General features: G+C 51.0%; 9 protein-coding genes and 1 other RNA gene. 8 read left to right on the forward strand and 2 right to left on the reverse strand.

Annotated features, from left to right (window positions below):
• Positions 1-3: 3 nt before the first annotated feature.
• Entirely contained in the window at positions 4-3,060 is a 3,057-nt protein-coding gene (gene ydiJ, locus J1781_RS24835; RefSeq protein WP_129951712.1) for a D-2-hydroxyglutarate dehydrogenase YdiJ, read from the reverse strand.
• A gap of 327 nt (positions 3,061-3,387) precedes the next feature.
• On the opposite strand from ydiJ, the gene ydiK reads away from it, so the two are divergent.
• A complete protein-coding gene (gene ydiK / locus J1781_RS24840; protein ID WP_129951713.1) occupies positions 3,388-4,485 on the forward strand; it encodes an AI-2E family transporter YdiK in 1,098 nt (365 codons plus the stop codon).
• Positions 4,486-4,675: 190 nt separating this feature from the next.
• Positions 4,676-4,786: antisense sRNA RprA (rprA, locus tag J1781_RS24845), an RNA gene on the forward strand.
• A gap of 131 nt (positions 4,787-4,917) precedes the next feature.
• Here rprA and ppsA read toward each other — a convergent pair.
• Complete coding sequence (gene ppsA / locus J1781_RS24850; protein ID WP_129990435.1) at positions 4,918-7,296, reverse strand: phosphoenolpyruvate synthase; 2,379 nt, start codon at positions 7,294-7,296, stop codon at positions 4,918-4,920.
• 508 nt (positions 7,297-7,804) lie between these two features.
• Between ppsA and ppsR the strand changes: the two genes are divergently transcribed.
• The 6 genes from ppsR (at position 7,805) to J1781_RS24880 (ending at position 13,818) form a co-directional block, all read left to right on the forward strand.
• Positions 7,805-8,626, forward strand: coding sequence for a posphoenolpyruvate synthetase regulatory kinase/phosphorylase PpsR (ppsR, locus tag J1781_RS24855; RefSeq protein WP_129951715.1), 822 nt, complete (start codon positions 7,805-7,807; stop codon positions 8,624-8,626).
• A gap of 129 nt (positions 8,627-8,755) precedes the next feature.
• Complete coding sequence (locus J1781_RS24860; RefSeq protein ID WP_217234333.1) at positions 8,756-9,802, forward strand: 3-deoxy-7-phosphoheptulonate synthase; 1,047 nt, start codon at positions 8,756-8,758, stop codon at positions 9,800-9,802.
• Between the two features lie 348 nt (positions 9,803-10,150).
• Positions 10,151-11,185, forward strand: a complete 1,035-nt coding sequence (locus tag J1781_RS24865; RefSeq protein ID WP_217218981.1) for a hemin-degrading factor — start codon at positions 10,151-10,153, stop codon at positions 11,183-11,185.
• Positions 11,182-12,012 (forward strand): heme/hemin ABC transporter substrate-binding protein, encoded by an 831-nt coding sequence (locus tag J1781_RS24870; protein WP_217218982.1) that lies wholly within the window; start codon positions 11,182-11,184, stop codon positions 12,010-12,012. The genes J1781_RS24865 and J1781_RS24870 overlap by 4 nt, the downstream gene beginning before the upstream one ends.
• Positions 12,009-13,037 (forward strand): FecCD family ABC transporter permease, encoded by a 1,029-nt coding sequence (locus J1781_RS24875; protein ID WP_165383691.1) that lies wholly within the window; start codon positions 12,009-12,011, stop codon positions 13,035-13,037. The genes J1781_RS24870 and J1781_RS24875 overlap by 4 nt, the downstream gene beginning before the upstream one ends.
• The gene (locus J1781_RS24880; RefSeq protein ID WP_217234334.1) at positions 13,030-13,818 is read left to right on the forward strand and encodes a heme ABC transporter ATP-binding protein; all 789 of its coding nucleotides are present in this window, start codon (positions 13,030-13,032) and stop codon (positions 13,816-13,818) included. Before J1781_RS24875 ends, J1781_RS24880 begins: the two co-directional genes overlap by 8 nt.
• The last annotated feature ends 35 nt before the right edge of the window (positions 13,819-13,853 follow it).

A 13,853-nucleotide genomic window follows, 5' to 3' on the forward strand; every position in this document is an offset into this window, starting at 1 on the left:
TGGTTAGGGAATGATTTCCAGCAAGGCCTGTAAAGGATGGCGAACGCCGTTGCCTTCGATGCGTTTTACCTGGCTGCGACAGGAATAGCCGGTTGCCAGACAGCGCTGGCGCGGTAACCGTTGCAAAGCGGTGTGCCAGGAAAGCTCATAAATCCCCAGAGAGTTTTCAAGATTTTTAGTTTCATGACCATACGTCCCTGCCATTCCACAGCACCCGACACTGACGTTTTCCAGCTTCGCACCGTAGCGGGCAAAGATATCGCCCCACTGTTTGCTACTGTTTGGCAGGGCAGTGCTTTCCGTACAATGTCCGAACAGATACCAGGCCTCGCCACTTTGCTGTTGCGCCGGACGCTCCGCCAGCCAGGTATCCAGCCATTCATGCACGAGTTGAACCTGGAAGGATCCGCGCGTATCCCCGAGAATTTCTTTATATTCATCGCGGTAACACAGTACCAGCGCAGGATCGACACCCACCATCGGCATTCCCAACTGTGATACACGGTTAAGGAACAGGGACGTTTTCTTCGCTGTTTTGGCAAAACGGGTCAGGAAACCTTTTATATGCTGCGCTTTGCCGTTAGGTGAAAAAGGCAGCAGAACGGGTTTAAGGCCCAGTTTTTCAATCAGACGGATAAAATCAGCAACGACCTGTGCGTCGTAAAAACTGGTAAAGGGATCCTGGACTACCAGCACGTATTCACCCCGTTGTGCCGGAGGAATGGCCTCCAGTTGTTCAAGTGTCATCTTACTGGCACGATGCCCTGATAACTGCTCCCGAAGGGTCGGAGAAGACAGTAAAGGCAAATCCACCATGCCGATGCTTTTCCGGCTCATCTCCCGTAACCAGGGCTGCCTGAGGAAAAAATTGAACACCTTAGGGGCTTTGGCCATCAGGGGAGCGTAGCTTTCAACGCCTGCGACAAAATGATCGCGGGCCGGGCGCAGGTAGCGGGTGTGGTAAAGCTGCAGGAAACGCGAGCGGAAGCCCGGCACATCAATTTTTATCGGGCACTGTGTCGAGCAGGCTTTACAGGCCAGGCAACCGGACATCGCCTCTTTCACTTCATGGGAGAAATCATATTCCCCTTTATTGGCATGCCAGGTATTACGTGTACGGTCAATCAGGCTGCGCAAGCTCATGCCTTTTTCCGGCAACGCATTCTCAAGCGCCAGCGGATCTACACCTTGTTCTGACAATAAACGCAACCATTCACGTACCAGACCCGCGCGACCTTTTGGAGAGTGGATACGGCTGCCCGTGATTTTCATTGACGGGCACATCGGACTTTTCACATCAAAGTTAAAGCACAGGCCGTTACCATTACATTCCATCGCGCCGCGGAATGACTGACGGACTTCCAGCGGAATACGGCGATCGAGGGTTCCGCGTTTTGGCGCATCAACTTTCATCATCGGCTCGTCACACTCAAGCGGTGCACAGATTTTGCCGGGATTGAGGCGGTTATCCGGATCGAATACGGTTTTGATCCGACGCAGTTCATGGAACAGCGCTTCACCAAAGAACGCCGGACTGTATTCCGCACGGAACCCTTTTCCGTGCTCTCCCCAGAGTAACCCCCCGTATTTCGCGGTCAGCGCGACAACTTCATCAGAGATTTGCCTGAGCAATATCTCCTGTTGCGGGTCGCACATGTCCAGCGCCGGACGCACGTGCAATACGCCCGCATCCACGTGCCCGAACATGCCATAACTGAGATGATGACTATCGAGTAACGCCCGAAATTCAACAATGTAATCCGCCAGATGCTGAGGGGGCACGCAGGTGTCTTCTGCAAACGGCAGGGGTTTAGCCTGCCCTTTTGCATTGCCCAACAGACCGACGGCTTTCTTACGCATATTATAAATACGCTCGATACCGGCCAGATCGGCGCAAATCTGATAACCGATAACACCGCCTTCTTTATCACTTATCAGGCTATCCAGACGTTCGCACAGCGCACTGACCTGGGTTTCAATCAGGTCGGCATCATCTCCGGCAAATTCAACAATATTCAGCCCCTGCATGTCGAAGCCTTCAACGTCCTTGATATAATCACGAACGCTGTGCCAGACAATATCTTCACGTGCCAGATTCAGCACTTTGGAGTCCACAGTTTCAACCGAGAGCGCCTTAGCCTCCACCATAAAAGGAGCATTACGTAGCGCTGAATTAAAGGAGTCGTATTTGATATTGACCAGGCGACGCACTTTGGGGATTGGCGTGATATTCAGGCGTGCTTCGGTGATAAAGGCCAGCGAGCCTTCTGAACCGGTCAGAATACGTGTCAGGTTGAAGGTCTGCAGATCGTCACTCAGTACATGGCGCAGATCGTAGCCTGTGAGGAAGCGGTTAAGTTTCGGGAATTTTTCGATCACCAGCGCACGGTTATCGCGACAACTGTCCAGCACAGTGCGGTAAATCCGCCCGATGACTGAATCCTCTTCGCCCAGCTTATCAGCCAGCGCCGTGGGAATAGCGGTGGTATCCAGCATCTCACCACCGAGCACAATCGCACGAACACCAAGAACGTGATCAGACGTTTTACCGTAAACCAGCGACCCCTGACCGGACGCATCCGTATTAATCATACCCCCCAGCGTCGCACGGTTACTGGTTGATAACTCAGGTGAAAAGAAAAAGCCGAACGGTCGCAGATAATCATTAAGCTGATCTTTAATCACACCGGCTTCAACCTTGACCCAGCCCTGTTCCAGGTTGATATCCAGGATGCGGTTCATATGACGGGACATATCAACCACAATGCCGCGGTTCAATGACTGCCCGTTGGTACCGGTACCGCCTCCGCGTGGAGTGAAAACGAGCGTTTTAAAACGTTCCTGCCCGGCAAGACGGGCAATCAATGCCACATCTGACGTTGCAATCGGGAATAAGACCGCATCCGGCAGCAACTGATAGACGCTGTTGTCCGTCGCCATCGTCAGTCTGTCGGCATAAGTTGTTGTAACATCACCCGTAAAACCGTTGCTTTTTAACGCTTCCAAAAAATCGAGCACCAGCTGGATGACACCCGGTGCCTGAGAAATCTGTGGGATCATTGAATTATGACTCTGTCTTTGTTGTATGCCTGGCGGGCCCGAGGCGTTCTACCGGATCTGCCCGGCAGATCCACCCTATTCTTTACCCGGAATAAAAACTAACATACTTCGTTTTTAAGCGCTCCGTCTGGTTCATCTTTGTTGCAGATGTTTCATGACGCGCCACAAAAAACACTTACAGCAATAACGTCTTGCAACTTATTGTGTGGAGGGCTATCCAAAAGCAGCCGTATGTTCCATGCTTATTTTTAGCATCCTGTTTATGAATAAAGTGTTTGGAGGCACAGGGTTCGTGCCTGACTTCGTTTATCACATTGAGAAACATGAATGAATCTCCCAATTAAACGTTATGACTTACCCCAGATCATGTTCGGGGTGCTGTTTATTGCCCTGATGACAATTGCCAGCATCTGGGTGGTTCAGCCTTTCATTTTGGGCTTCGCCTGGGCTGGTATGGTGGTTATCGCCACCTGGCCGCTGATGATCAAACTACAAAAGGTTCTGTGGGGACGCCGTTTTCTGGCTGTCATCATCATGACACTGCTGTTGATCCTTTTATTCGTTTTGCCTATTGCTTTACTGGTCAGCAGCGCCATTGAAAATGGCGCACCTTTGGTCGCCGTTGCGAGTAATCCTTCCATATTGCACATGCCCGATTTCCACTGGCTGAACTCCATTCCTCTGGTCGGTCATAAACTTTACATCGGCTGGCATGCGCTGATTAATGGTGGCGGGAATGCGCTGATGAGCAAAATGCAGCCTTATGTGGGGCAGACAGCGTCGTGGTTCGTCGTCCAGGCCGGACATCTTGGACGCTTTATCGTGCACTGTTCGCTGATGCTGTTATTCAGCGCCCTTCTTTATAGCCGTGGTGAACAAGTTGCGATGGGGATCCGCCATTTCGCAGTTCGTCTTGCTGCCGAACGCGGTGATGCCGCGGTTATTTTAGCCGGACAAGCCATCCGCGCCGTAGCGCTCGGTGTGGTTGTCACTGCAATTGTACAGTCTGTTCTTGGCGGCATCGGGCTGGCCATCGCGGGTATTCCTTACGCTACCGTGCTGACTGTCGTGATGTTCGTATGTTGTGTCGCACAAATCGGGCCACTGCTGGTATTGATTCCGGCCATCATCTGGCTGTATTGGTCCGGCGATAATACCTGGGGCACCGTCTTGCTGGTATGGAGTTGCGTGGTCGGATCCCTGGATAACGTACTGCGCCCGGTTCTGATCCGCATGGGTGCGGATTTACCCATGCTGCTTATCTTGTCCGGTGTTATTGGTGGCTTATTTGCTTTCGGTATGATTGGCCTGTTTATCGGACCGGTTGTACTGGCCGTCTCCTATCGGTTGATTTCGCTTTGGGTCAATGAGGCCCCGGAACCTGACATGGCACCTGAAGAAGCACTGAAAGCACTGGATGAATAATTTCATTTCACTTTAACGTGCCACAGGCGTTGTCCCCTGTTAATTCAAGCGGGCAGCGCCTTTTCTTTATTTGTGCTTCTTTCCTGAAATTACGCCTACTAAAAACTCCCTTCACATCAATTAGCATGAGAATAATACCTATTAGGAGAATTCTTACAGACTAAATACCTTGGGAAACTTAGTATTATTAACAGTTCGGATTTCAACCCACTGATTTATATACAAGCTTTCCCCTGAGCTGGTATATCCCAAATTGCTGTGTGTAGTCTTTGCCTGTCTGCTATGACGGGCTTTTTTTTTTACTTTTTTGCCTTACAGTTCTATTTCCCCCCATAGTCCTGCAACCTATATTTTTATTCCCGTCATTTACGCAACCCGTAAAAAAAGGCTGCCACCTGTAAGTGACAGCCCTAAATGTCAGGCATTAGGAATTTATTTACTTTCGGCTAACGCCAGCCAGGTTTGTACTACGGTATCCGGATTCAGTGATAAACTGTCGATCCCCTCTTCCATCAGCCACTGTGCGAAATCCTGATGATCTGAAGGCCCCTGTCCACAAATACCGACATATTTCCCCTGCTTCTTAGCGGCTTTGATTGCCATCGACAAAAGGGCTTTAACAGCTTCGTTTCGTTCATCAAAGAGTTCAGAGACAACGCCTGAATCACGATCCAGCCCAAGTGCAAGCTGAGTCATGTCGTTGGAGCCGATAGAGAAACCGTCGAAATGTTCAAGGAACTGATCCGCCAGTAAGGCATTGGATGGAATTTCACACATCATAATCACTTTCAGGCCATTTTCGCCCCGTTTCAGCCCCTGACTGGCCAGCTCTTTGACGACAGCTTCAGCCTGCGCCACAGTACGAACAAACGGAATCATCACTTCAACATTCGTCAGCCCCATATCATTACGGACACGCTTCATTGCCTCACATTCCAGTGCGAAACACTCGCGGAAGCTGTCAGAGACATAACGGCCTGCACCACGGAAACCCAGCATCGGATTTTCTTCATGAGGTTCGTATTTTTCGCCGCCCACCAGATTGGCATATTCATTTGATTTAAAATCTGACAAACGCACAATCACCCGTTTCGGCCAGAATGCTGCGCCGAGTGTTGCGATCCCCTCAGTCAGACGTGCCACATAATATTCACGCGGGCTGTCATAGCCCTGAATCATTTTATTGATGGTTTCCTGCAATTGGGCAGGTTGCTGATCAAACTCCAGCAATGCTTTCGGATGCACACCAATCATGCGGTTAATGATAAATTCTAAACGCGCCAGCCCGACACCTTCATTCGGCAGACAGGCAAAGTCGAAGGCGCGATCGGGATTGCCGATATTCATCATGATTTTCAGCGGTAAAGTTGGCAGTTCATCAATGGCAGAACTCTGGACGCTAAAGTCCAGCTCATCCTGATAGACATAACCGGTATCGCCTTCAGAACAGGAAACGGTCACTTTCTGATTTTCTGTCAATTTTTCAGTGGCATCACCACAACCGACTACCGCAGGAATACCCAGTTCACGCGCAATGATAGCGGCGTGACAGGTCCGTCCGCCACGGTTGGTGACAATGGCTGACGCCTTTTTCATGATGGGCTCCCAGTCAGGATCCGTCATGTCAGTCACCAGAATATCGCCTGCCTTAACGTGATGCATTTCGCTGATATTATGAATGATTTTTACCGGCCCGGCACCAATACGATGGCCTATAGCGCGGCCTTCTACCAATACTTTGCTGTTACCATTCAACTGATAGCGTTCCATCACCTGACCGTTGGAACGAACAGTCTCCGGACGCGCCTGCACGATATAAAGATTGCCGTTATGACCGTCTTTCGCCCATTCGATATCCATCGGACGGCCATAGTGTTTTTCAATCAATAATGCCTGGCGTGCCAGCGCCTGCACCTCGTCATCCGTCAGGGAGAAACGGGTGCTCTGTTCAGCCGGCACATCTTCAATCTGTACCTGTTTGCCGTGTTCCTGGCTTGGCGCATATACCATGCGAATTTTCTTCGAGCCCATCGTGCGGCGGACAATAGAGGGCTTATTTTTTTCCAGCGTAGGCTTATGTACGTAAAACTCATCAGGGTTAACCGCGCCCTGAACAACCATTTCACCCAGACCATAAGCCGAGGTAATAAAGACGACTTGATCAAAACCAGATTCGGTATCCAGAGTGAACATCACCCCCGCAGAAGCCAGATCAGAACGCACCATACGCTGTACACCGGCAGAAAGCGCCACACCGCGATGATCGTAACCCTGATGCACACGATAAGAAATGGCACGGTCATTAAATAAGGAAGCATAAACATGCTTCACTGCGGTCAGTACGGCATCGAATCCCTGAACATTAAGGAAGGTTTCCTGTTGCCCCGCAAATGACGCATCAGGCATATCTTCGGCTGTTGCGGAAGAACGAACCGCGAATGACGCATCAGGCTCACCTTCGCATAACTGCTGATAGGCCTCACGGATCGATTTCTCAAGTTCAGGCTGGAACGGTGTCTCAATGATCCACTGGCGGATTTGCGTACCCGCCTGGGTTAATTGCCCGATATCGTCAACATCTGTTTTATCCAGTAACTCATGGATTCGGTGGTTTACACCGCTCTGATCGAGAAAATCATTAAATGCCTGCGACGTCGTTGCAAAGCCATTGGGAACTGAAACACCCAGATCAGACAAGTTGGTGATCATTTCCCCGAGGGATGCGTTCTTGCCCCCGACTTTATCAACGTCCTTCATACCCAGTTGGTTGTACCAGATAACATTGCGTAAATCGGGATCGAGATGAGCCATGAAACAATCCTTTATTATTTATTTACAGTAAAAGTCAGTAGGCGTGCAACACCGGTTGTCCAGCCATTGTCGGCGACGCTTTTTCTGTCATTTAACAACGCTGTCATTTTGAGACTAGCATAATGCTCCATAAGACATGGACAGGTGAATCGATCCAGCAAAACAAACTATTTTTGTTTAGGAAAATTCCAGCGCAGCAAAATGACGCTTATGTGTGGAAACATCATTAACCCTTATGAATCAGCAGGAAGTCTCCATAAGTCCGTCGCTAAATCAATGCTAACAGAGCAGCTGAAGTTCTGCTGAAGCAAATCAAAAAGCTGCGATAAGTCGCGGAAAATTTAAAATGCCATTTCATTTATTACAGTCATTTTGCGCACTGTCTCGCAGCAATTAACAGAACATCGCCACGCAGATGAAATAGGCTTTTTATTTCATGCAATTCTGGTTATTACTAAATAAGGGATAATTTGAATATAAATGAAGTGCGATAAATCAGGAGTCGTTTGTGGACAGATGCGTGTTTTACATTTCTGACGGTACTGCCATTACAGCAGAGGTTTTAGGCCACGCTGTACTTTCACAATTTCCGGTCAACGCCACCACCTACTCTCTTCCCTTTGTTGAAAGTGAAGAGCGTGCCAAAGCAGTCTGCCGGCAAATCAATGACATTTTTGAAAAAACCGGCGCCCGTCCGCTGGTATTTTATTCTATTATTTCACCTCTCATCCGCGACATTATTCAAGGTAGTGAAGGTTTCTGTCAGGACATTGTCCAGTCGCTGGTCGCCCCTTTACAGAATGAGCTGGGCGTCGATCCTACCCCCATCGCCAACCGGACGCATGGTCTGACGGCCAGCAACATCACTAAATACGATGCGCGCATTGCCGCGATTGATTACACCCTGGCTCATGATGATGGCATTTCGCTGCGCAATCTCGATCAGGCCCAGGTGATTTTACTGGGCGTCTCGCGCTGCGGTAAAACGCCGACCAGCCTTTATCTGGCATTGCAGTTTGGTATCCGCGCAGCTAATTATCCGTTTACCGCCGACGACATGGACAATATTCAGTTACCTGCCGCGTTAAAACCGCATATGCATAAGCTGTTTGGCCTGACGATTGACCCTGAACGCCTGACGGCAATTCGCCAGGAACGCGTTGAAAACAGCCGCTATGCTTCCTTGCGCCAATGCCGTATGGAAGTCTCTGAAGTGGAAGCATTATTTAGAAAAAATCAGATCCGCTACCTCAACAGTACAAACTATTCTGTTGAGGAGATATCAGCGAAGATCATGGACAGCTTCGGCATGAGCCGCCGTATGTTCTGAATACTTTTACTGATGTGGATGGCATATCCTGCTGACAGTGGTTGAATTCATCGGTTTTTGGGTTATTGTGATCGGCATCACTTCCCGGTATCCCTGCCGCAGAGAAGAAACACATTTTTCGAGAATACGATGTCACAAACAGATGAACTGCGTACGACGCGCATCGACAGCCTGATTACGCCTCAGGCACTGGCAGAAAAATTGCCAATTTCCCCGTCGGTCGCCCAACACGTGATGGAATCACGTAAACGAATTGAAAAGATTATCAGTGGGGAAGATCAACGGTTACTGGTTGTTATCGGTCCCTGCTCAATTCACGATATTGAAGCGGCTATTGATTACGCGGGCAAGCTTAGTGTATTGCGTGCAAAATATCAGGATCGCCTGGAAATCGTCATGCGTACGTACTTTGAAAAACCACGTACCGTTGTCGGCTGGAAAGGGCTGATTTCAGATCCTGAGTTGAACGGTTCCTGCCGGGTTAATGACGGTATTGAGCTGGCGCGGAAGGTATTACTGACTGTCAACCAACTGGGCATCCCGACCGCGACTGAATTCCTTGATATGGTGATTGGACAATATATTGCCGACCTGATCAGCTGGGGAGCCATCGGCGCACGGACCACCGAAAGTCAGATCCACCGCGAAATGGCTTCGGCGCTTTCCTGTCCTGTCGGTTTTAAAAATGGCACCGACGGGAATACCCGCATCGCCATCGACGCTATCCGTTCGTCGCGCACCAGCCATATGTTCCTGTCGCCGGATAAAAATGGTCAGATGACCATTTACCGTACCGCTGGCAACCCTTACGGACATGTGATTATGCGTGGCGGTAAAAAGCCCAATTACCATGCCGCTGACCTCGAACAAGCCTGCCTGAATCTGGCTGAATTCGATTTAACGCAACGTCTGGTGGTCGATTTCAGTCATGGCAACTGCCAGAAACAGCACCGCCGTCAGCTCGAGGTAGCCGACGATGTTTGTCAGCAAATCACACGCGGTTCAACCACCATTGCGGGCATCATGGCGGAAAGTTTTCTGGTTGAAGGTACACAGCCTATCGTTCCTGGCAAGCCCTTGGTTTACGGTCAGTCGATTACCGACCCTTGCCTGAGTTGGGCAGACACGGAGACATTACTGTCAATGCTCGCGCAAGCGACAAATAGCAGGTTCTGATCACTTTACTGTAACCTTTCTAAGGGCAGCGCAGGCTGCCCTTTTTTGTTTTCCTGGCATGTCCGGGTACGCGTAATAACCTGTCCGTTCTGATACTTTCCTCGCTTACCTCCCCTGTTCCCCTCTTAAATGAATGGGTTAACACCGCCGAATTCCCTGCTGAAGAGAAAAATTTTCTTGATGTGTCCAGACAATGATTTGATAATGATTATCAAAATGATATTAATTACCATTAGCAACAAAATCCAAAACAAGGTTTTCTGCTAAATATTTTTACAAATCATTCACATAACAGCGTAGGTTTTTACCCGCTATGTAACGGGTAACTTTGACAACGAGGAAACAGCAATGCATTCAGTTCACTATGAGGATTATTTACAAGCCAAAGAAGCTAATCCGGGTAAATATGCCCGCGATTTGGCGGAAATGTTGGGGATCAGCGAAGCGGAACTGACAGCTTTGCGTGTTTCACATGATGCCGCACGTCTGGATGTTGATGCACGGACCTTACTGGCTGCTCTGGAAAATGTCGGCAGCACTAAATCGATTACCCGCAACGACTTTGCCGTACATGAGCAGGAAGGTCGCTATGAAAATCAACATCTGAGTGGTCACGCCGGTCTGATCCTTAATCCCCGCGCGCTGGACCTGCGTCTGTTTCTGCAACACTGGTTGTATATTTTCAGCCTGTCAGAAAACACGGCCCGTGGTGTTCGCCACAGTATTCAGTTCTTCGATGCGCACGGCGATGCCGTTCATAAGGTGTATAACACCGATGAAACTGACATGGCGGCATGGAATGCGCTGATTGCGCAGTACAAAAGTGACGTCAATCCGCCGTTGCAGATAGAGGCAGTTCCTGAAACGCCGGCCCTGATGGCCGCAGATACCCGCACTCTCGATGCTGAATGGCGCGCAATGACCGACGTTCATCAGTTCTTCCAGTTGCTGAAACGCCACGACGTCACCCGCCAGCAAGCATTCCAAGCCGTCGGGGACGATCTGGCATGGCGTGTGGATAACGGCTCACTGACGCGTTTACTGAATATCGCCAAAGATGACCAAAACGAAATCATGATTTTTGTGGGCAACCGTGGCTGCGTGCAGATTTTCACCGGTCAGATCGAAAAGGTCATGCCACACGGAGAATGGATCAATGTCTTCAACAAACAGTTCACCCTGCATCTGGTGGAAAGTGCCATCGCGGAAAGCTGGATCACCCGTAAACCCACCAAAGATGGTTTTGTAACCAGCCTGGAATTGTTTGCCGCTGACGGTACGCAGATCGCACAACTGTATGGTCAGCGTAGCGAAGGCACGCCTGAACAAACTCAGTGGCGGGAACAGCTGGCGCAACTGTCCCAGCAAGGTGTGGCTGCATGAAAACAATGTTGAAAATGCTGGCCGCTGTTACAGCGTTGCTGGTGACGCCGGTGCTGCATGCCACTGAAAAACTGGTCAGTATTGGCGGTGACGTGACCGAAATTATCTACGCACTCGGTGCCGGCGACGAATTGGTCGCCCGCGACAGTACCAGCTTGCGTCCGCAGGCGGTACGTAGCCTGCCGGACGTCGGTTATATGCGCCAGCTCAGCGCTGAGGGAATTTTGTCTATGCATCCTTCGCTGGTGCTGAGCAGCGAACTGGCAGAGCCGTCATTGGTGTTGCGGCAGCTTGAGCAGAACGGTGTAAGAGTGGTTCGTGTGCCGGGTACACCTTCTGCGGATACCGTCCCGCGTAAAATCGTCGTAATTGCGGCGGCACTGAACCGGCAGTCAGAAGGTGAAAAACTCATCGCGACCTATCGTTCGCAGATTTCAGCGATTCGCCACGATGCCCTGCCGGTAAAAATGCTGTTTGTGATGAGCCATGGCGGCATGTCATCGATGGCAGCCGGTCAGGATACCGCGGCAGATGCGATGATTACCTCTGTCGGGGCGAAAAACGCTATGCAAGGTTTCAGCCGCTACCGTCCGCTGTCCCAGGAGGGCGTGATTGCCAGTGCGCCGGATATCCTTTTACTGACCGCTGACGGTGTTAAGACACTTGGCGGGATGGAACAGGTGTGGAAATTGCCTGGCGTTGCTATGACACCGGCCGGTAAGAATCAGCGCGTACTGGTCATTGATGATATGTCACTGCTGGGCTTTGGTTTGCAAACGCCAGAGGTGATGGCTCAGCTACGCCATGCTGCGGAACAGGTAAAATGAGCAGCATGAGCCCTCCGGTGTTATCGCGTCGCCGCGCGCCAGTCTGGGCGCTGACTGGCATCGGCTGCGCTCTGCTGGTGTTAGCCGTGATGGCGGTGAATACTGGTGCGATGTCACTGTCGCTAAGAACGCTTCTCGGGCGTCCTTTTGACGATAGCTTATGGCAGATCTGGCTGACCATTCGCCTTCCCCGCGTGCTGCTGGCTATGGTAGTCGGTTGTGCGCTGGCAAGTTCCGGTGCGGTTATGCAGGGATTGTTCCGCAACCCGCTGGCAGATCCCGGCCTGCTTGGGATCAGCAGCGGCGCAGCGCTGGCGGTTGCGCTAACCATAGTAATGCCGCTGGCTTTACCGCCATTACTGGCACTTTACAGTCACATGATCAGCGCATTCGCTGGCAGCCTAGCGATTTCTGTCATCGTCTTTACGCTGAGTCGTTTTGGTCATGGCGGATTGTCGCGCTTGCTGCTCGCCGGTATTGCCATTAATGCCTTATGCGGCGCGGCGGTCGGTGTACTGACCTATGTCAGTGACGATCAGCAATTACGCCAATTTTCATTGTGGAGCATGGGCAGTCTCGGGCAGGCGCAATGGCCGACGCTGGCCGTGGCGTCTTCGCTGATCCTGCCAGCCTGCATTGCGTCGTTTTTCATGGCACGACGCCTGAACATTCTGCAGTTAGGGGAAGAAGATGCACATTACCTCGGTGTGAATGTCCGCCGTACGCAATTGCAACTTTTGCTGCTTAGCGCTCTGCTGGCCGGGGCTGCCGTCGCAGTTTCTGGTGTGATTGGTTTTATCGGTTTAGTGATCCCGCATCTGTTGCGGATGCGTATTGGTGCTGACCACCGCTGGCTTCTACCGGGTTCGGCCCTGGCGGGCGCCTGCCTGCTTTTGCTCGCTGACACGCTGGCCCGCACGCTGGTCGCTCCGGCAGAAATGCCGGTAGGATTGCTGACCAGCCTGATTGGAGCGCCTTATTTTTTATGGTTGATCCTGCGCCCCGGAGTACCGCGTAATGCCTGATTTCGCTTCATCAATGGTGGCAGAAAACCTGACCTATTGCGTTAATGACCGCCGGTTAATTGACGATGTTTCACTGAGCTTGCAAAGCGGCGAGATGGTCGCGCTGATTGGGCCAAACGGTGCAGGAAAATCAACGCTGATGCGTATGCTGACCGGCTACCTGTTGCCACAAACGGGAAAGATTTCGATTCAGGGAAGACCTCTCAATGACTGGCCGGCACAGGAACTGGCGCGTACGCGGGCAGTTATGCGCCAGAATAGTACACTAGCGTTTGGCTTTAGCGTGCGCGAAGTCCTGACACTCGGGCGTTCGCCGCACGGCCAGCACAATATGCAACGGGCACTTACTGAGGTCATGACAAAAACCGGTTGTCTGAATCTGGCAGAAAGGGATTACCGCCATTTATCGGGCGGCGAACAACAGCGGGTTCAGCTGGCGCGGGTGCTTATCCAGCTCTGGCAACCCGAACCTTTCCCACACTGGTTATTTCTGGATGAGCCTACGTCGGCACTGGATTTATATCATCAGCAACACGCGTTGCGTTTGCTGCGACAGTTAACCCGGCAAACACCGCTGGCGGTGTGTTGCGTATTGCATGATCTCAATCTCGCGGCGTTGTATGCCGACCGGATTATTTTATTGCACAGCGGTAAATTGGTCGCCAGCGGGACGCCCGCTGAGGTACTGAGCGAAGCCACCCTGAGCCGCTGGTATCAGGCAGATTTGAACGTCTGTCTGCATCCGGAAACCGAATTGCCACAGATTTTCTTACGCCAGTAAAGACGACTCAATAAAAATGCCACACTGGAATGTGG

This window comes from Rahnella perminowiae, from assembly GCF_019049695.1.
Classification (GTDB): Bacteria; Pseudomonadota; Gammaproteobacteria; order Enterobacterales; family Enterobacteriaceae; genus Rahnella; species Rahnella perminowiae.

What these genes read in the sequence shown, in the direction of transcription:
- ydiJ (WP_129951712.1), bottom strand. Translation starts at nt 3,060, where the DNA reads ATGATCCCACAGATTTCTCAGGCACCGGGTGTCATCCAGCTGGTGCTC.
- ydiK (WP_129951713.1), top strand. Translation starts at nt 3,388, where the DNA reads ATGAATCTCCCAATTAAACGTTATGACTTACCCCAGATCATGTTCGGG.
- J1781_RS24860 (WP_217234333.1), top strand. Translation starts at nt 8,756, where the DNA reads ATGTCACAAACAGATGAACTGCGTACGACGCGCATCGACAGCCTGATT.
- J1781_RS24865 (WP_217218981.1), top strand. Translation starts at nt 10,151, where the DNA reads ATGCATTCAGTTCACTATGAGGATTATTTACAAGCCAAAGAAGCTAAT.
- J1781_RS24870 (WP_217218982.1), top strand. Translation starts at nt 11,182, where the DNA reads ATGAAAACAATGTTGAAAATGCTGGCCGCTGTTACAGCGTTGCTGGTG.
- J1781_RS24875 (WP_165383691.1), top strand. Translation starts at nt 12,009, where the DNA reads ATGAGCAGCATGAGCCCTCCGGTGTTATCGCGTCGCCGCGCGCCAGTC.
- ppsA (WP_129990435.1), bottom strand. Translation starts at nt 7,296, where the DNA reads ATGGCTCATCTCGATCCCGATTTACGCAATGTTATCTGGTACAACCAA.
- J1781_RS24880 (WP_217234334.1), top strand. Translation starts at nt 13,030, where the DNA reads ATGCCTGATTTCGCTTCATCAATGGTGGCAGAAAACCTGACCTATTGC.